The 16,905-nt window shown below is 60.1% G+C and carries 17 protein-coding genes; 12 read left to right on the top strand and 5 right to left on the bottom strand.

Annotation, left to right across the window (positions count from 1 at the left end):
* Positions 1-112: 112 nt before the first annotated feature.
* Complete coding sequence (locus BMY73_RS21570; protein ID WP_092409614.1) at positions 113-991, top strand: LysR family transcriptional regulator; 879 nt, start codon at positions 113-115, stop codon at positions 989-991.
* A gap of 242 nt (positions 992-1,233) precedes the next feature.
* On the opposite strand, the gene BMY73_RS21565 is transcribed toward BMY73_RS21570, so the two are convergent.
* From BMY73_RS21565 to BMY73_RS21555, 3 genes are all read right to left on the bottom strand, one after another.
* Positions 1,234-2,130, bottom strand: a complete 897-nt coding sequence (locus BMY73_RS21565; protein WP_092409612.1) for a LysR family transcriptional regulator — start codon at positions 2,128-2,130, stop codon at positions 1,234-1,236.
* A gap of 204 nt (positions 2,131-2,334) precedes the next feature.
* Complete coding sequence (locus tag BMY73_RS21560; RefSeq protein WP_092409610.1) at positions 2,335-2,919, bottom strand: NADPH:quinone oxidoreductase MdaB; 585 nt, start codon at positions 2,917-2,919, stop codon at positions 2,335-2,337.
* A gap of 199 nt (positions 2,920-3,118) precedes the next feature.
* Positions 3,119-3,883 carry a sulfite exporter TauE/SafE family protein gene (locus tag BMY73_RS21555; RefSeq protein ID WP_092409608.1) on the bottom strand — a complete coding sequence of 255 codons (765 nt, stop codon included), beginning with the start codon at positions 3,881-3,883 and terminating at the stop codon, positions 3,119-3,121.
* 286 nt (positions 3,884-4,169) lie between these two features.
* Here BMY73_RS21555 and BMY73_RS21550 point away from each other — a divergent pair, with 286 nt between their 5' ends.
* A complete protein-coding gene (locus BMY73_RS21550; protein ID WP_092409606.1) occupies positions 4,170-5,093 on the top strand; it encodes a LysR family transcriptional regulator in 924 nt (307 codons plus the stop codon).
* Between the two features lie 61 nt (positions 5,094-5,154).
* Positions 5,155-5,499, top strand: coding sequence for a cupin domain-containing protein (locus BMY73_RS21545; protein ID WP_092409604.1), 345 nt, complete (start codon positions 5,155-5,157; stop codon positions 5,497-5,499).
* A 62-nt stretch (positions 5,500-5,561) separates the two neighbouring features.
* Here BMY73_RS21545 and BMY73_RS21540 read toward each other — a convergent pair whose 3' ends face one another.
* Positions 5,562-6,380, bottom strand: coding sequence for an isocitrate lyase/PEP mutase family protein (locus BMY73_RS21540; RefSeq protein WP_092409602.1), 819 nt, complete (start codon positions 6,378-6,380; stop codon positions 5,562-5,564).
* Between the two features lie 145 nt (positions 6,381-6,525).
* Between BMY73_RS21540 and BMY73_RS21535 the strand changes: the two genes are divergently transcribed.
* From BMY73_RS21535 to argH, 9 genes are all read left to right on the top strand, one after another.
* Positions 6,526-7,635 carry an alpha/beta hydrolase gene (locus BMY73_RS21535; RefSeq protein ID WP_092409600.1) on the top strand — a complete coding sequence of 370 codons (1,110 nt, stop codon included), beginning with the start codon at positions 6,526-6,528 and terminating at the stop codon, positions 7,633-7,635.
* A gap of 15 nt (positions 7,636-7,650) precedes the next feature.
* On the top strand, positions 7,651-8,580 hold the full coding sequence (locus BMY73_RS21530) for a ThiF family adenylyltransferase (RefSeq protein WP_092409598.1): 930 nt from the start codon (positions 7,651-7,653) through the stop codon (positions 8,578-8,580).
* 45 nt (positions 8,581-8,625) lie between these two features.
* Positions 8,626-9,849: an MFS transporter gene (locus tag BMY73_RS21525; protein WP_092409596.1), complete on the top strand. Its 1,224-nt coding sequence runs from the start codon at positions 8,626-8,628 to the stop codon at positions 9,847-9,849.
* Entirely contained in the window at positions 9,824-10,489 is a 666-nt protein-coding gene (locus BMY73_RS21520) for a GNAT family N-acyltransferase (RefSeq protein ID WP_092409594.1), read from the top strand. Before BMY73_RS21525 ends, BMY73_RS21520 begins: the two co-directional genes overlap by 26 nt.
* Positions 10,490-10,511: 22 nt before the next feature.
* On the top strand, positions 10,512-11,807 hold the full coding sequence (gene ectB / locus BMY73_RS21515; protein ID WP_092409592.1) for a diaminobutyrate--2-oxoglutarate transaminase: 1,296 nt from the start codon (positions 10,512-10,514) through the stop codon (positions 11,805-11,807).
* Entirely contained in the window at positions 11,807-12,517 is a 711-nt protein-coding gene (locus BMY73_RS21510) for an iron-containing redox enzyme family protein (protein WP_092409590.1), read from the top strand. The genes ectB and BMY73_RS21510 overlap by 1 nt, the downstream gene beginning before the upstream one ends.
* A gap of 9 nt (positions 12,518-12,526) precedes the next feature.
* Positions 12,527-12,973 (top strand): cupin domain-containing protein, encoded by a 447-nt coding sequence (locus BMY73_RS21505; RefSeq protein WP_062388333.1) that lies wholly within the window; start codon positions 12,527-12,529, stop codon positions 12,971-12,973.
* 281 nt (positions 12,974-13,254) lie between these two features.
* A complete protein-coding gene (locus tag BMY73_RS21500) occupies positions 13,255-14,178 on the top strand; it encodes a LysR family transcriptional regulator (RefSeq protein WP_092409588.1) in 924 nt (307 codons plus the stop codon).
* 223 nt (positions 14,179-14,401) lie between these two features.
* Entirely contained in the window at positions 14,402-15,832 is a 1,431-nt protein-coding gene (gene argH / locus BMY73_RS21495; protein WP_092409586.1) for an argininosuccinate lyase, read from the top strand.
* 121 nt (positions 15,833-15,953) lie between these two features.
* Here the strand turns inward: argH and mmsB are convergent, their stop codons facing one another.
* A complete protein-coding gene (mmsB, locus tag BMY73_RS21490; protein WP_092409584.1) occupies positions 15,954-16,841 on the bottom strand; it encodes a 3-hydroxyisobutyrate dehydrogenase in 888 nt (295 codons plus the stop codon).
* Positions 16,842-16,905 lie beyond the last annotated feature (64 nt).

Raw genomic sequence — 16,905 nt, 5'->3', positions numbered from 1 at the left:
TTCGATGCCCCCGTCCGCGAGACGTTTGCCCGCGCTTGGCTGCGAGTATCGAAACAACCTATGCTCACCACAACCGAACAATAATGACTCGATCGTTCACTTTAGGTGATGCATGGAACTGGCTCAGATTCGGATGTTCAAGACCGTCGCCGACACCGGCAGCATCGCGCGCGCCGCCGAGGCGCTGCATTGCGTGCCGTCGAACATCACCGCGCGCATCAAGGCGCTGGAAGGCGAGCTGGGGACCGAGTTGTTCTTCCGTCATGGCCGTGGGCTGCGTATCAGCCCGGCGGGAGAAATCTTCCTGACCTACGCGGGCCGCATGCTCAGCCTCGCCGAAGAAGCCAAGCGTGCGGTACACCCGGATGCCGCCCCGTCAGGCCCCCTGCGCATCGGCGCCATCGAATCGTCCGCCACTTCACGCCTGCCGCGACTGCTCGCGCGCTTTCATGCACGGTATCCAGACGTGTCACTTGAATTGACCACCGGCACAGGCCCGCAATTGCTGGAGGCCACGCTGAATCACAAACTCGACGGCGCGATTGTCGCCATCGACGTCAAACGCCCCCGGTTAAAGCGAACGTCGATGTATCGGGAGGACCTGGTGTTGATCGCGGCCGAATCCCTCGGACCGATTCGCAGCGCCGCCGACCTGCAGGGCAAGTCGATTTTCATGTGGCCGGAAGGGTGCCCCTACCGCGCGGCGCTCGAGCGCTGGTTGCTGAACAACGGGCAGACTCAGCCAATCATCAGCATCGCCAGCTATGGCACCATCGTCGGTTGCGTCAGTGCCGGCGCGGGTGTCGCGCTGGTGCCCAAAGGCGTGTTCGAGCAGTACCACAAAGGCTCGGGCTGGATCGGTTATGAATTCCCGGAGCTGACCTCCATCGACAACCTGTTCTACTGGCACGAAAACGCCGAGCATCACCCGGCACGGGAGGCGTTTGTGGAGATGTTGAGGGCGGAGTTCAGGGGAAATACGTTGAGCTGAACGGCTTTGATTCTCGCCGAAGGCTGGGGGACCGGCTTGCTCGCGAATGCCATGGGTCAGCAACATCAACAGTGACTGACCCACCGCATCGCGACCCTCGTAACCTCGGACGGCTCCTACAAGGTCGGCGTCGTGCCGAATACCTGGGCACGACGCTGATACTGTGGGAATGAGCTTGGTCTGGGCGGCATTCCGACGAATGCCGTGGGTCAGCGACATCAACAGTGACTGATACGGCACATTCAAGCGGCGTAATTCGCCAGCTTCTGCTGAATGAAATCCAGAAAACACTGAATCCTCAGCGCCAGTTGCGAGTTGCGGTAGTACACAGCGTGAATGGGCTGGCGATAGCCGCTGTTGGCGTGCGGCAGGATGACCTTCAGGCGTCCCGAGCGGATGTCCTCGTGAGTCATGAAGTGCGACAGGCACACGATGCCCTCGCCCGCCAGCGCCAGTTGCCGCAACGTCTCGCCGCTGGAGGCGGACACGGTCGGGCGAATGAACAGGCGGTCGCCGTCCGCATGGCGCAACGGCCAGTGGTTGAGCGTTTCCGTCTGCGTGAACCCCAGCAGGGAATGTCCCCTCAACGCTTCAACGGTTTTGGGCGTGCCGTGTGCTTTGAGGTAATCCGGACTGGCCAGGATGTTCAACGGACTGCTCCCCAGCGACCGCGCATGCAGCGTCGAGTCCGCCAGCGTGCCGATGCGAATCGCCACGTCCGTGCTTTGCTCGAGCAGGTCGATGATCAGGTCGTTGCTGTTCAGCTCCAGCTGAATGTCCGGGTACAGCGACCGGAATTCAGCCACGTACGGCACGATGGAATGCAGCATGAACGGCGACGCCGCATTGATCCGCAAACGTCCGGATGGCGTCTGCTGCCGGAGCGACATGCGCTCTTCCAGTTCTTCCATCTGCCCCAGGATGTGCTTGGCCCGCTCCAGGAAAAACTTGCCCTCCTCGGTCAGGTCCATGCGGCGTGTCGTGCGGTTGATCAACGTGGTGTCGAGCTTGGCTTCCAGTCGCGACAGGGTGCGACTGATGGCCGACGGCGTCTGGCCAATTTGCTCGGCGGCGGCGGAAATCGATCCGCTTTCAATGACCGAAACGAACACCTGCAACTCATCGGATCTGGCTTTCACTGTTGTCCCCCACTCAAAACAGAGTGCAGATTAGCCTCGATTCCCGCAAAAGCCACGCCGCGTATGTCCCTCCCCCCGCACGCTGCATCCACGCACCGATCAAACCGCTACGATCGAGGTCACAGCCGCGCACCGATATGCCTCAACCGTGGCATCAAACACGCCGATGTCATCCCGCCTGAAACACCGGTGCAGCGGCTCAGGTCAAACCCCAAACACCGACGCCAGGTGCGCTTCGTAGCGTTTCACGTCGGCTTCGATGTTCGGCACTTTCATCACGTCCACGGCAAGGAAGGTCGGCAGCCCGGTCATGCCCAGGAATTGATTCGCCTTGTGAAAAGGGAAGTAGACAGCGTCCACGCCCTTGGCTTCGAAGAAGTCGGTCGGGTCATCGAACGCCTGCTGCGGTGCGTTCCAGGTCGCCGAAATCATGTACTGCCTGCCCTGCAGCAACCCACCACTGCCGTACTTTTGCGAGCTGTCGGAGCGGGTACGACCATCGTTCGCGTAAAGACTGCCATGGCCCTCGGTGAACACCTCATCGATGTACTTTTTCACCGTCCACGGCGCACCCATCCACCAGCCTGGCATCTGCCAGACGATGACGTCGGCCCAGAGAAATTTCTGCACTTCTTCAGCAACGTCGTAACCACCGTCGATGAAAGTCTGTTTCACATCGAAACCCGCGCGATCGGTGAAAACCAATGCAGAGTTGTGTAACGTGGCGTTATAACGACCTTCAGAGTGAGCGAATTGCTTGCCGCCGTTGATGAACAGGATTTTTTTCATGGAAAGCCTCGTCGTGGCCCGACCGTCAGCCTTCACGGAAAAGGACGGGTTCGAGCGTCAGTAATAAGAAAGGAGGAAGTGGAATGACAGCAGGGTATCGATTCGACGGGGCTGGAATAAGCAGGGACTAGGCAAAAAACATTTGCCACGGACGCACGAATCAAAGCGGTATTGTTGACCTTGAATACTTTTCAGGCATTCAACCGCTGATCAACAGGTGCAGCCCCAACAAGGCCATTCCAATAAAGAAAACGCGCTTGAACAGCGCGGCGCTGATGCATTGTCGCAGCCATTGACCGAGCATCATGCCGAGCAGCGCAGGGATCACCGCCAGTAACGAGACACTCATTTCAGCGCCGCCCAGTGCGCCGTTCCAGAACAGCCCGGCGCCCAGTGCCAGGCTGGACACCGTGAAGGACAGACCCAGCGCCTGCACCAGTTGATTACGGTCCAGACCCAGTCCCTGAATGTAAGGCACTGCGGGAATCACGAACACACCGGTGACCGAGGTGATGAGACCAGTGATCAACCCGCACAGCGGCCCCAGCCACGGCTCTGCACGCGGCGGCACCTTGAGCGTTGGCAAAAACAACCCGCACAACGCGTAAACGAACAACGCCCCACCAAGCGCCCGGCCCATGGAGTGCGCGCCGCCCACGCCCAGTCCGTATGAGCCCAGTCCCGTCCCCACGGCGGTCATGACCAGCAACGGCCACAAGCGCCTGACCGAGCTGTGCAAATGTCCGCCTGCTGCCAGTTGCCAGACATTGGTGAAGGTTGCTGGTATTAACAGCAGCGCGGCAGCCTGTGTCGGCAACATAGCCATGCCCAGCAGTCCCATGGCGACGGTCGGCAAGCCCATACCGATGACGCCCTTCACCGTGCCCGCCAGTAGAAAAGCGACCAATACCAGAGCTGTCAGGCTCCAACCGATCGTTTGATAAAGCGAAAAAAAGGTATTCATGGGCTCATCCTGAGCCGGTCTTCCGCGTTTGAAAATCTGCGATATATTGAGTCAGCCTTCGTTTTTAACAGAACCTGGTGTTTGCGCTGCACCTTCGGATGACGTTCAACCTGTGGGAGCGAGCTGGGTCTGGACGGCATTCCGAGGAATGCAGGGTGTCAGTCGATGTGCAGGTGTCTGGCCTACCTCATTCGCGAGCAAGCTCGCTCCCACAGGGTTCAGTGGTCGGCCGTCAATCTCCGCGGTCCATCGTGTTTTTTAGCCCGGCCTTGAAAGAGTAAGCCCCATGCATTTCGACCTGATCGACCTGAAGCTTTTCCTCAATGTGGCCGAAGCCGGCAACATCACGGCCGGCGCCGCGCACAGTCATCTGTCTCTGGCCTCGGCCAGCGCGCGGATACGAGGGCTGGAATCTTCACTGGGCATCACCCTGCTCGAACGCGGCAGGCGCGGGGTGGCGCTGACCGCGGCGGGCAAAGCGCTGACTCAACACGCACGTCTGATCCTGCAGCAGGTCGAGCGGCTGCAAGCCGACCTCATCGACTACGCGCAAGGCTTCAAGGGTCAGATCCGCCTGCTGTGCAACACGTCTGCGCTGAGTGAGCACCTGCCCGAACGCCTGGCCGCGTTTCTCGCCAGCCACCCCAACATCGACATCCATCTGGAAGAACACCCCAGCCTGCGCATTCTGCATGCGGTGCGTCACGGTACCGCTGACATCGGCATCATTTCCGACGCCGTCGACACCAGTGACCTGCAAACCGTCCCCTTCTGCCCCGACCCGCTGACGCTGATCATGCCGTCGAACCATCCCCTGGCTGATCACGACAGCCTGCGTTTCAGCCAGGCACTGGACCACGAATTCGTCGGGCTTGGGGTCAACAGCGCCATGGCGATTTACCTTGAAGAACAGGCCCTGCACCTGGGCCGTCGTCTGAAAACCCGCGTGCGCGCGGAAAGTTTCGACGGCGTGATGCGTATGGTCGTGCGTGGCGCCGGCCTGGGTGTCGTGCCTCAGGCGGCCGTCGAACGGTTTCAGCAAGCCGACCAATTGAAAAGCGTGCGTCTGAGCGACCGCTGGGCCGACCGTACGCTGTTGCTGTGTGCGTCAGACTTCGCCCGAATGCCCGAATACATCAACGCGCTGTTGCGTCATCTGGGACCGGAAACTGCGTTTCTGGGCACACCGATGTCGAGCTCAGACAACTGACGCGGCAACGGCGCCCCTAAGGTGTGCGAGCGTAACTTTCGCCACCTTTTCTGGAGCTGTCATGAGCAACCCGATCATCGTTCTTCGCGACACCACGCCCCTGCCCGTCGTTGACGCCTGCAAATGGGAACGCATCGGCGGCGACCCGCACACCGTCAACCTCAATGCCTACACCAGCGCCGACGGCGAAAAGATCATGGGCACCTGGATCTGCACGCCGGGCAAATGGTATGTGGAATACGTGAAGTGGGAATACTGCGACTTTCAGGAAGGCTATTGCATCATCACCCCGGAAGGTAAAGAGCCGATTCACCTGAAGGCCGGCGACAAGTTCATCATCGAGCCCGGCATGAAAGGCACGTGGGAAGTGGTTGAAACCGTACGCAAGTATTTCGTGTTTGCCTGATCGGCTGATCACACCATTAGGTGATGGGTCAGCACCCTTGAGGGTGACTGACCCATCACCGTTCAACGCATGACCTTGTCCAGATACTCCAACGGCAGCGCGCGCTGCATGTAATCCAGTCCGGTCAACTGATCCAGCTCGGCCAATACCATCGAAATCTGCTTATAGGCCGCGCGGAACAACGTGCTGCCCAGGCTGACCCGTTGAATACCGAGGGCTCGCAAACGGTCGATGGTCATGCGCGGTGCTGGCAGGACGTTGATCGGTTTGAACAGCTCGCTCTGCACGGTCTTCAGATCCTCCATGCTGCGCAGCCCTGGTGCGAACAGGCAATCGGCGCCCGCCGCTTCAAACGCCACCAGTCGCTTGATCACTTCACTCAACGAATAGTCGTGCTGCCCCAGCAGGTAGTCGGTGCGTGCCGTCACGACGAAATTCGGGTTGCGGCTGCGCACCGCCTCACACGCAGCGCCTACGCGTTCGCAGGCTTGCTCGACGCCAAAGAACACCGGCGCTGTCGGGTTGCTGTAATCGGCGATGTCCTCGATGGAGGCACCACCGCAGCCCATGTCCGAAACGCGTCGAAAATTGCTTTCCACCCCTTCCGGGGTCCTCGCCAGACCGTTTTCGAGGTCCGCGCTCACAGGAATCTGAACCGCACGCACGATGCGATCCACTGCCTCGAACTTCATTTCGTCGTCCATGGCTGGCGACGAATCGCGGTACCCGCGCGTAAACGCAATGCCCGCGCTGGTGGTTCCTACACTCGGATAGCCCAACTGCTCGATCAGACGCGCACTCCCCTCGCACCACGCATTGGGCATCACGAAGAGAGGACTGTCAGGTCGGTGTAACGCGTTGAATCGCTTGCTCGCATTCATGGATGAATTCCCCCTGGATGCAAGATTAATGGCCTGGCCGGTTATTACCCATTCAGAAAAAATGAATCCGTTTAAAAAAACGTGAACAGACAGGGGACGGGGATCGTGAAAGTCTTGCCCCACCTAACGCCCTGGACGCCTTTCCATGAAACGGACTGCAACCGCTTTATTACTTTCACTCGCCTGTACATTGACGTTTGCCACCCCCGTCGAACAGGTCAAAACACTCACTTCGGCCTCCACTGAAAGTTCGAAACTTCATACATTCAAACTTCCGGACTCGACGATGAACATCGCGTTATGGAAAGACCAGGCTCGCGGCCCGAACCGCGCACTGATCAAAGAATCCCAAGTGGTTTTGTTTGTTCACGGCGCGACCATTTCCGGCAAGTTGTCTGCCGGTTATCCCATTAACGGTTATTCCTGGTCTGGTGATGTGGCCAACTCCGGGCGCGATGCCTGGGTGGTGGATCTGCCCGGTTATGGCCGCTCCGACGATTACCCTGAAATGCGTGCGCCGGACGCCGGCACCACCTCCGATCCCGTGGGCAATGCGAAAAGCCTGGTGCCCGTGCTGGACGCGGCCGTCGACTACATCCTCAAGCAGAGCGGGGCCCAAAAGCTCACGATCATCGCCACCTCCCGAGGCGCGATTCCCGTGGGCTATTACGCCACGGCACACCCGGAAAAGCTGGACAAGGTGGTGTTCAACTCTCCCATCGTACGCCGCGACGCCGTTGACCCGGCGGTCATCAAAAGCCTGTTCGGCAGTGCTGACCGGCCGAGGCTGAATTACTACGAAATCCCGATGGACAAGCGCCTCGCCATGCTCACCGACGATCGCCCGCCAGGCACCGACGTGCAGCTGGAAGACGACTTCATCACGCATTGGCCGAGCGACTCACTGTCAGAACGCGGCACCCGCCAAGGCACGATCAAAGTACCCGGCGGATTTGCTCAGGATATCTACGACGCCTGGCACGGTACTTATTGGGACCCGGCGAAAATTACAGTGCCCGTCTTAATTACACGCGGTGATTACGACCATGTTTTAACCCCACGTGAAGATACCGACTGGTTATACAGCCACCTGACTAACGCCCCCAGTAAGCGCTCGGTATTAATTGATAAAGGCACGCATGCCATGTTGTTTGAAAAGAAGCGTTTTGAACTGTATCGCGAAGTTCAAGTATTCCTCGATGGACCCTACACCCCGCTGGCGCTGACCTGCAATTTCTGCGGCGGCCGCAATTAATCAAGGAGCAAAACCATGCTGAAGAAAGCACGCATCGTGACGCTGGAAGGCGTCCTCAATGAAAAAATCTACGACGAACGGGTCTCCCGCAGCGGTTGTTTCCTGGGTAACACCGTGCTCGAACAGGTCGCCAATCAGGCCAAGCTGTCCAACGCGGTGGTCGGCGTGGCAGGCGCAGGCGGCATTGGCGGCGCCGTTGCGCTGGGGCTGGCCCGACTGGGCGTGCGTCATATCAAGATTGCCGACCCGGACTCGTTCGAAATCAGCAACATCAACCGCCAGTTTGGCGCCTCGGTGAACACCGTTGGCCGTAACAAGGCGCTGGTGGTGGCCGAGGAAGTCCACAAGCTGGCCGGTGACGTGACCATCGAGGTCTTTCCCGAGGGCATCCAGAAACACACCGCCGACGCCTTCGTGGAGAACTGCGACCTGGTGCTCGACCAGATGGACTTCTACAGCATCGGCGAACGCTATGCCCTGCACCGCGCTTACCGCACATCGGAGAAGTGCAAAGGCATGCTCGCGTCATCGGTGGTCGGCTGGGGCGCGAACATCTACAAGTTCGAAAAGGACGGCCTGACGCTGGAGGATTTCTACGGGATTCCCGAAGACGTGCAGATGACGCCCGAGCTCGTCGACAAACTGGTGAAGCTGCAGGCGTCCTATCAGCCCCGTTTCCCGAGCATTCCGGACATCTACGGCTGGATGCAGGACACCGGCAATGTGCCGATCCTGTCCATCGCGCCCACCGCCTCCCACTACCTGATCCTCTGCCGCTCGACCCTGATGCTCTGCGATCTGGAAGGTGCGCCTTACAGCACGCCGTTGCCCGCCATGCCCAAGTACTACTGGTTCGACGGCTCGACCTTCGACAACGGGATCTATGAGTTCAACGGTGAGTGGGCCAACCCGGACGAACACCAGAAGCATTTCAAAATAGCCTGAAGCTCAACGGCCCTCGTACGCGGGGGCCACACCGAGGTATGTGCCTTGAACGCGACACCCCGTCCTCACGAAACCCGCGACATCTGTCTGTTCCTGGCAGGCTCGGGGTTGTGGTTCATCTGCGTGGGCATTCAGAGCATTTTCCTGCCTTGGGTGCTGATCAGCGTCCTTCATGCCTCGCCCTTTCAATTCGGCGTGGCGCAGATGTGCCTGATGCTCCCGGTGCTGGCGCTGGTGATTTACGGCGGCTACCTGGCGGACCGTCGGCCGTTGCGTCGCCTGCTGACGCGCCTCTACCTGATCGCCGCGATGGTCGCGTTGCTGTTCGCCGCCTGGTCCTTTCAAGGCTCGCTGAGCTATCCGATGGTGTTGATGTACTCGCTGCTGTTCGGCGTGCTTTCCGCCTTCTGCGCACCGGCCCGGGAAGCATGGCTCAACGTCCTCGGCCAACGGCAGTTGCAAAGAATCGTCACGATCAATATTGGCATCGAGTTCGGTATCCAGGTGGTGGGGTATGCCCTTGGCGGCCTGGTGTCGTGGCTCGGCGTCAGCGTGATGTTCCTGCTGCTCGCAGTGCTGTTTCTGACCGCCTGCGCGTCAGTGGCACGGATCTCCACGACCACATCGGCCAAGCCGCAGTCGGATCTGCTGACCGAAACCCGCGAGGCCTTTCGCTTCTCGGTGAATCACCCGGTGATCTTTCCCGTGCTGCTGCTCAACGGGCTGATCGGGGTGTTTTTCCTGGGCTCGTACTTCGTCGTCATGCCGCTGCACCTGTCTCAACTGCCGGGCTACGACGCCTCTTTACTGGCGACCGCGAACATCGTGTTCATGGTCGGGCTGATCGCGTCCATCGCCACGCTGGTGCTCTCGGGAGGCGTGCAGAACAAACAACGCACGCTGATCGTGAGCTGCCTTCTGGCCTCACTTGTCCTGGCCGTCATGCCGTATGTGCTCAACCGCTGGCTGCTGCTCGCGCTGCTGACTGGCTGGGGTTTTTTGGGCGGCATCGCGCTGAGCATGGGCCAGACCCTGATTCAGGAAAACGCCCCCGCGCGCAACAAGGCGCAAGTGCTGGCGTTGCTGATGCTGTTCTTCATGGGCGGCAACCCGGTCGGGTCGTTCTTGCTGGGCACGCTGCTCGAATACTGGGAAGCCACTTCGGTGGGCGTCTTCACCGCGGCGGTCATGTTCCTGGCCATCGCCGTCATCTCGTACACCTACAAACTCTGGGGTTCGCACTATGACCACATCAACTCTGCCACTTGATTTCCCGGTGCCGACCCGGCGCACCAATCAGGTCTATATCGCCAGCACCGAACCGGACCTGGCCAAGGTCCAGACGATCTGGGAAGAAGTCTACAAGGAAGAACTGGGCTGGCTGGATGAAACCAACACCGACCCACGCAACGATCGCTTTCACGCCTCGTCCGTGTACCTGCTGGCCACCGGCAGCGAAGGCGAACCGGTCGGCGTCATGCGCATGGTGATCGACAGTGCGCAGGGGCTGCCGGTGGAGAACTTCATCGACATCACGCCACTGCGCGAAGCGGCTCAGGGCTCTCTGGTCGAGTGCGCAAGGTTGATGGTCCCTGCGCGCTACCGCGATCAGAAGTTCACGGCCTATCCCCACGGCGTTTTTGCAGCACTGGTAAAAGCCGCGCTGCATCACTGCCTCAAGGAGAAGAACTACAACGTGCTCGCCAACTGCTTCCTCGACACCCGGACGACGCCCATCAAGGCGCTGGTGCAGATGGGCTTCAAGGACCTGAATATCCGCTTCCGCGACGAGCTCAAGGAAGCCTCGGAATGCACGGTTCTGCACCTGGACATCAAAGACATGCTGTCGATCTTTTACGGCCAGGAAAACGGGCTGGGCAACTACATCATGATGCGCAATGCAGGCTGAGACGCCGCACAGGAGGGAACCTATGAACAACTCGACTTCCATCTACCGGCTTGAATCCAACGTCCGCACCTATTGCCGGGACTGCGACGTGGTATTCGCGACCGGCACGGGCGCAACCCTCACAGACGTCCACGGCCTGCCCTATATCGACTTCTTTGCCGGCGCCGGTTCGCTGAACTATGGGCATAACAACCCGCACCTCAAACAACCGCTGCTGGACTACATCCAGCAGGACGGTGTGACCAACACCCTGGACTTTCACAGCGACGCCAAGTCGCGTTTCATCGAGCGCTTTGACGAAGTGATCCTCAAGCCCAGAGGCCTTTACTACAAGCTGCAGTTCACCGGTCCGACCGGCACCAACGCCGTCGAAGCCGCGTTAAAACTGGCTCGCAAAGTCACTGGCCGCGCCACTGTCGCAGCCTTTACCCACGCCTTTCACGGCGTCTCGCTGGGCGCACTGGCCGCGACCGCCAACGCCGACAAACGCAGTGCCGGCGGCGTGGAATTGTCCAATATCGTGCGCTTGCCGTACGACGGCTTCTTCGGCCCGGACATCGACAGCGCCGAGATCATCGCCACGCTCTACAGCACGGCGGGCAGCGGCTATGAAAAACCGGCGGCGATCATCCTCGAAACCGTTCAGGGCGAAGGCGGGTTGAACTGCGCCTCGACGCAGTGGCTGAAACGAATCGAGCAACTGTGCAAAGACCTCGGCGCGCTGTTGATCGTCGACGATATCCAGGCAGGCTGCGGACGCACCGGCAGCTTTTTCAGCTTCGAGCCAGCGGGCATTTCGCCGGACATCGTCTGCCTGTCGAAATCCATCAGCGGTTATGGCCTGCCCATGTCGCTGGTGCTGATCAAACCCGAGCACGATTGCTGGGCGCCCGGTGAACACAACGGCACCTTTCGTGGCAGCAACCCGGCGTTCGTCACCGCCTGCGCGGCACTGGATTACTGGCAGGACACGCAACTGGAAGACACCGTTGGCGCGCACTCGCGGCTGATCCGCTCGGCGCTGGAATCGTTGGTTGCACTGACCCCTTCCGGCACTGCACAGGTGGTGGGACGCGGCCTGTTCATGGGCCTGAAATTCCTTGATCCCGACGTCGCCAGCCGACTCGTCAACGCCTGTCTCGAACAAGGCCTGCTGTTGGAAACCTGCGGTCCGCAAAACGAAGTGCTAAAGCTGATGCCGCCCCTGACCATCGAAACCCATACCCTGACCCTTGGCCTGGAGAAGCTGCAGCACGCCTTCCTGAGGGTCCTCTGCATCCATACCCCACCTGTCACCGCCCTGCGAGGGATCGCTTGATGAACCCCATGACCCAACGTTTCGACCAGCAGTACGCCTATCAGAACGACAACGACTTCATTCTTCAGGACCTTGCGCAACTAAAAGAGGAAATGATCGACCAGATCTCCCGGCATCCGTTTCTGATCGAATGCCGCAACGGGCTGGCGTCCCTCGACCGGCTGAAAGCCTTCATGGTGCAGCAGGGCAAATACAGCCGGCACTTCACGCGCTACATCTGTCAGTTGATGGCCAATCTGGAATCCAACGAGGACATTCTGGATCTGTTCGACAACCTGTTCGAGGAACTGGGATTTGGCGACGTCAGCGAACCGCCTCATTCACAGATTTACCGCGACATGCTGCTCAACTTCGATCTGCAACTGGACACCTGTCCGACGCGGCCTTCGACGCAGCGCCTGATCAACACGATGATGAATTTCTGCAAGCAGCCCGAGGGCATCTACGGGTTGTCCGCGTTGTGCCTGGGCGCGGAGGCCATCGTGCCGACGCTGTACAGCGACATCGTCACCGGCCTGGTCGAACAGGGTGTTGCCCTCGAAGACTTGAAGTTCTTCACCCTGCACATCGAATGCGACGACGGCCATGCCGACACCATGCTGGCCATTCTTTCGCGCTTGATCATCGAAAAGCCGACGTTGTTCGAAGTGGTCAGGCACGCCGCGTTCCTGGTGATTCAGGCCCGCCTCGAATTCCTCGACGACATGTGAGAAACGATCATGACCCAGCACAGATTTCTGTCGCCCCTCATCCCGTCCAGTCTCGAATCACTGGACCGGCATGAACGTCTGTTGCACGAGTCGGTCCGCGAATCAGGACGGCTCAAGCTGTCCGCCTCACGGGTCAACTCGCGCAAGCCCGAAGTGCACCCCGTCAGCTTGCCGGCGAGGACGATGAACATGAGCGTGGGCATCTTGCGCCCCTTGCAGGGTTCCGACTTGCAGCGGCACAACTACGAGACGCTGATGTACATCACCACGGGATCCGGGTTTTCGCTGATCGGCGAAACCCACGTCGCCTGGACGGCGGGTGATGCGATCTACATTCCGGTCTGGCAATGGCACAAACACGTCAACACCAGCGAAACGGCGGAAGCGACGTACATTGCGTGTGAGAACACGCCCCTGCTGCAGACATTGGGCATCGCCTTGCGCGAGCAAGGCTGACCCGGTTTCACTGCAGTTCATCTGCGCCGAGCGGGCCGGTTTAGCCGGCCCTCTGGTGCATACCGGCGCGCTGCGCCTGAAGGCGTCCACGCGACGAATGCCATGCTGCCCCACCTTGGTAGCACTTGCACACCGCTGGCTAAACGGCTCACCATGAGCGCGTTCATACACACGGCCAAACGCACGGCGCAGACCGCTGCGATCATCCAGACCACCACAAGAAAACGCGGGTAATGGACTGATTTCAACCGCCCGGAATCAGCCATTACAGGAAAAACAGCATGTCTCGAATTTTCGATGTTGATACCAACCTCTGGCGCACGTTCAAATCGGTGAGCGAAACCCGTAGCATCACTCGGTCATCCGCCGCCCTGTGCAAGACGCCACCGGCCATCAGCATGCAAATCAAAAAGCTGGAAGAGCTGCTCGATCTGCAGCTTTTCGTGCGCGGCGATCACGGTTTCAGGCTGACGCCGATTGGCGAAGAGGTGCTGATGACCGCCGAAAAGATCCTGACCATGAACGACAACCTGTTCAGGCTCAAGGACAAGGTCAACGCCTACGAACTGCGTCTGGGCCTGCCCGACGATTACTCACTGTTCTTCCTGCACGACATCATTCGCGCGCTGAACACGATGGAACCGACCATTCACCTCAACGTGACCTGCAAGACGTCGCTGCTGCTGATGACCGACATCGAGCACGGCAACCTCGACATGGCAATCATCGCCACGCCGGAAGGCCAACTGGTAGCCAACTCCGAACACATTCGCTACGAGGCATTGAGCTGGATCGGCGAGCAGGCGTTGATGCAGCCGGGCCAGCCCCTGCCGCTGGTGCACTTCCCGGACGGCTGCATTTGTCGCGAGATCTCGGTCAACGCGTTGAGGATGGCGGGCATCGAGGCGCGCGTGAGCTTTACCTCGGACTCCAATTTTTCCGTGTTCAATGCGATCAATGCCGGCGTGGGCATCGGCGTCAGCGAACGCTCGTTGATTCCCAAAAAAACACCGGTGATCGAGAGCACGCTGCTGCCGGAACTGCCGCGCATTGAAATGAGCACCGTGGCGAACTACGAGCGAATCCCGAAACACACCCTGTCTCAGGTGTCCGCAACGATCAAAGCGTGCATCAACGCCAGCTGCGAGCAGCTTATTTCGCGCCGGCAGCACAGCGAACCGATGATGCGACAGAGCCTGTTCTGATCCGCGGACTGAGACGACACTCCACCCGCCTCCCTGCGCCGAAAATACGGAGCGTTGCTGGCGGGTGAAGCATCGTCAGAGCCGCGACATCACGCAGGTTTCCATTTCTGCCAAGTCCACTTGCCATTTGAAACATTTCCCCTGCGGTCGGTTTTTCCTAGGATCCCTTGACGTCGTCGACGCCTGGCTCGCCAGCAATCCACGTATTCGAGGGGAAGTGCACATGTCTGATGCAACTGAGCGTCTGTGGGGGGCGCGTTTCAAATCCGGTCCTGCGCCGGCGATGGCCAACTTGTCACGCTCGCCCGCCCTCTATTTCCGCATGACGCCGTATGACGTGGCGGGATGCAAAGCGCACGCCCATGAACTTGAGCGGGCCGGCCTGCTGGATGCCGACGAGACTCAACGCATCATCGCAGCGCTGCAATCGATCGACGAAGATTTTGCCGCTGGCAAGGTTCAACCCATTCCGGCGGACGAAGACGTTCACACCTTTATCGAGCGCCTGCTGACCGAACGTCTGGGCGCGTTGGGCGGCAAACTGCGCGCTGGGCGCTCACGCAACGACCAGACCGCCAACGACATGCGCCTGTTTCTGCGCGATCAAATCCGCATGCTGACGCTGTCGATTCTCGATCTGCAGAACGCCCTGGTGGGCCAGGCCGAGCAGCACATCGACACCGTCGCGCCAGGCTTCACGCACCTGCAACAGGCCCAGCCGATCGTCTTCGCCCATCACCTGATGGCGCACGCGCAGGCGATTCATCGCGACATCCAGCGTCTCCAGGATTGGGACAACCGTTTCAACCTGTCCCCCCTGGGCGCGGCAGCCATGGCCGGCTCCGCCATCGCACGCGACCTGCAACGCTCGGCCGCTGAGCTGGGTTACGCCGGTCCATGCGAAAACTCCATCGACGCCGTGGCCAGCCGCGATCACGTGGCCGAATTCCTGTTCTGCGCCAGCATGTTGGGCATCAACATCTCGCGCATGGCCGAAGAATTCTGCCTGTGGACCTCGCGCCAGTTTCGCTGGGTCGAACTCGACGATGCCTACGCCACCGGCAGCTCGATCATGCCGCAGAAGAAGAACCCGGACATCGCCGAGCTGGCGCGGGGCAAATCCGGTCGCTTGATCGGTTCTCTGACGGCCATTCTGTCGGTGCTCAAGGCTCAACCGCTGTCGTATAACCGCGACCTGAGCGAAGACAAGCACGCTGTTTTCGATGCGATGGACACGCTGAATCTGGTGCTGCCCGCCTTTGCCGGCATGGTCCGAACCATGACCGTACGCACCGAAGAACTGCTGCGTCAGGCGCCGCTGGGCTTCACCCTCGCCACCGAAATCGCCGACTGGCTGGCCGTGCGCGGCGTGCCGTTCAAGGAGGCTCATGAGATCACCGGGCAACTGGTGCAACTCTGTGAAGCGCAGGACATCGGGCTGGAACAACTGACGCCGGCCATGCTGGCGCAGACCGACACACGCCTGACGGCCGAGGTGTTGGAAAGCCTGACGCTGGACGCCGCACTGGCCGCCCGAAGTGGTTGGGGCGGGACCTCGCCTGCTCGCGTGGCCGAGCAAATCGAGCGGTTCAAGCTGCAGATGGCGGCGCAAGAGACGTGGGCCAAGGACTACAGCGGCCCTCGGGGTGAATGAGCGCAATTCAATGTGACCTTTGTAGGAGCGCGCTTGCCCGCGATTGCGTTTGCCCAGCCGCCTAAATGTCAACTGACACACCGCAATCGCGGGCAAGCGCGCTCCTACATTTGGGGCGCGCCTATTCCTTCTTCCGATACCCCTCAACCACTGCCGAAAAATCCTTGCCGCCGTCACCGCGCAGACTCATTGCCTGATACAGCTGTTGCGCGACGGCGCCCATGATCACCGGCTGATGCGCCACCCTGGCGGCCTCGGTCGCCAGGCCCAGGTCCTTGAGCATCAGCTCCGCGCCGAACCCTCCGGTATAACCGCGCGACGCCGGGGCGGTTTCGACGATGCCCGGCCACGGGTTGTACATTTCCGAACTCCAGCAACGCCCGGTCGAGCTGTTGATGATGTTGGCCAGAACCGCCGTGTCGATCCCCAGGCGGTCGCCCAGCGCCATGGCTTCGGCGACACCGATCATGGAAATGCCCAACAGCATGTTGTTGCAGATCTTGGCGATCTGACCGGTCCCGACATCACCGCAATGGACGATGTTGCGGCCCATCTGCGCGAGGATCGGCCTGAGCACCGTGAAGTGCTCAAGGCTTGCGCCGACCATGAACGTCAACGTGCCCGCCTGCGCACCCCCTGTTCCGCCAGATACCGGTGCATCGCCGACCACCACACCTTTTTGAGCCGCCGCAGCGGCCACGTCGCGAATGGTTTGCGGGTCGATGGTGCTGCAATCCACTGCCGGCACGCCGGGGGCAATACCCGCCAGCACGCCGTCTTCATTCAGGTAAACAGCACGCACGTGGGCGGCGGCGGGCAACATGGTGATCACCAGTTCCGCGCCTTGCGCGGCGTGTTTGGGCGATTCGCTGATCCGGCTGCCCATCTCGGCCAGCTCGGCGAGCACCTGTGTGTTGAGGTCGAACAACTGCAACTGATGACCGGCCCGGATCAGATTCCGCGCCATGGGCGCGCCCATATTGCCCAGACCGATGAATGCGATTTTCATGGTGTTTTTCCTTTTTAGATTCGGCTGCGCCAGCAAAGGACAACGACGGACCTTTGTAGGAGTG

Source organism: Pseudomonas sp. NFACC02 (assembly GCF_900110765.1).
Taxonomy (GTDB): domain Bacteria; phylum Pseudomonadota; class Gammaproteobacteria; order Pseudomonadales; family Pseudomonadaceae; genus Aquipseudomonas.
This window is presented reverse-complemented; position numbering and strand designations above follow the sequence as displayed.

What these genes read in the sequence shown, in the direction of transcription:
- BMY73_RS21545 (WP_092409604.1), top strand. Translation starts at nt 5,155, where the DNA reads ATGAGCAACCCGATCATCGTTCTTCGCGACACCACGCCCCTGCCCGTC.
- BMY73_RS21560 (WP_092409610.1), bottom strand. Translation starts at nt 2,919, where the DNA reads ATGAAAAAAATCCTGTTCATCAACGGCGGCAAGCAATTCGCTCACTCT.
- BMY73_RS21510 (WP_092409590.1), top strand. Translation starts at nt 11,807, where the DNA reads ATGAACCCCATGACCCAACGTTTCGACCAGCAGTACGCCTATCAGAAC.
- BMY73_RS21550 (WP_092409606.1), top strand. Translation starts at nt 4,170, where the DNA reads ATGCATTTCGACCTGATCGACCTGAAGCTTTTCCTCAATGTGGCCGAA.
- argH (WP_092409586.1), top strand. Translation starts at nt 14,402, where the DNA reads ATGTCTGATGCAACTGAGCGTCTGTGGGGGGCGCGTTTCAAATCCGGT.
- ectB (WP_092409592.1), top strand. Translation starts at nt 10,512, where the DNA reads ATGAACAACTCGACTTCCATCTACCGGCTTGAATCCAACGTCCGCACC.
- BMY73_RS21570 (WP_092409614.1), top strand. Translation starts at nt 113, where the DNA reads ATGGAACTGGCTCAGATTCGGATGTTCAAGACCGTCGCCGACACCGGC.
- BMY73_RS21540 (WP_092409602.1), bottom strand. Translation starts at nt 6,380, where the DNA reads ATGAATGCGAGCAAGCGATTCAACGCGTTACACCGACCTGACAGTCCT.
- BMY73_RS21535 (WP_092409600.1), top strand. Translation starts at nt 6,526, where the DNA reads ATGAAACGGACTGCAACCGCTTTATTACTTTCACTCGCCTGTACATTG.
- mmsB (WP_092409584.1), bottom strand. Translation starts at nt 16,841, where the DNA reads ATGAAAATCGCATTCATCGGTCTGGGCAATATGGGCGCGCCCATGGCG.
- BMY73_RS21500 (WP_092409588.1), top strand. Translation starts at nt 13,255, where the DNA reads ATGTCTCGAATTTTCGATGTTGATACCAACCTCTGGCGCACGTTCAAA.
- BMY73_RS21505 (WP_062388333.1), top strand. Translation starts at nt 12,527, where the DNA reads ATGACCCAGCACAGATTTCTGTCGCCCCTCATCCCGTCCAGTCTCGAA.
- BMY73_RS21520 (WP_092409594.1), top strand. Translation starts at nt 9,824, where the DNA reads ATGACCACATCAACTCTGCCACTTGATTTCCCGGTGCCGACCCGGCGC.
- BMY73_RS21555 (WP_092409608.1), bottom strand. Translation starts at nt 3,883, where the DNA reads ATGAATACCTTTTTTTCGCTTTATCAAACGATCGGTTGGAGCCTGACA.
- BMY73_RS21530 (WP_092409598.1), top strand. Translation starts at nt 7,651, where the DNA reads ATGCTGAAGAAAGCACGCATCGTGACGCTGGAAGGCGTCCTCAATGAA.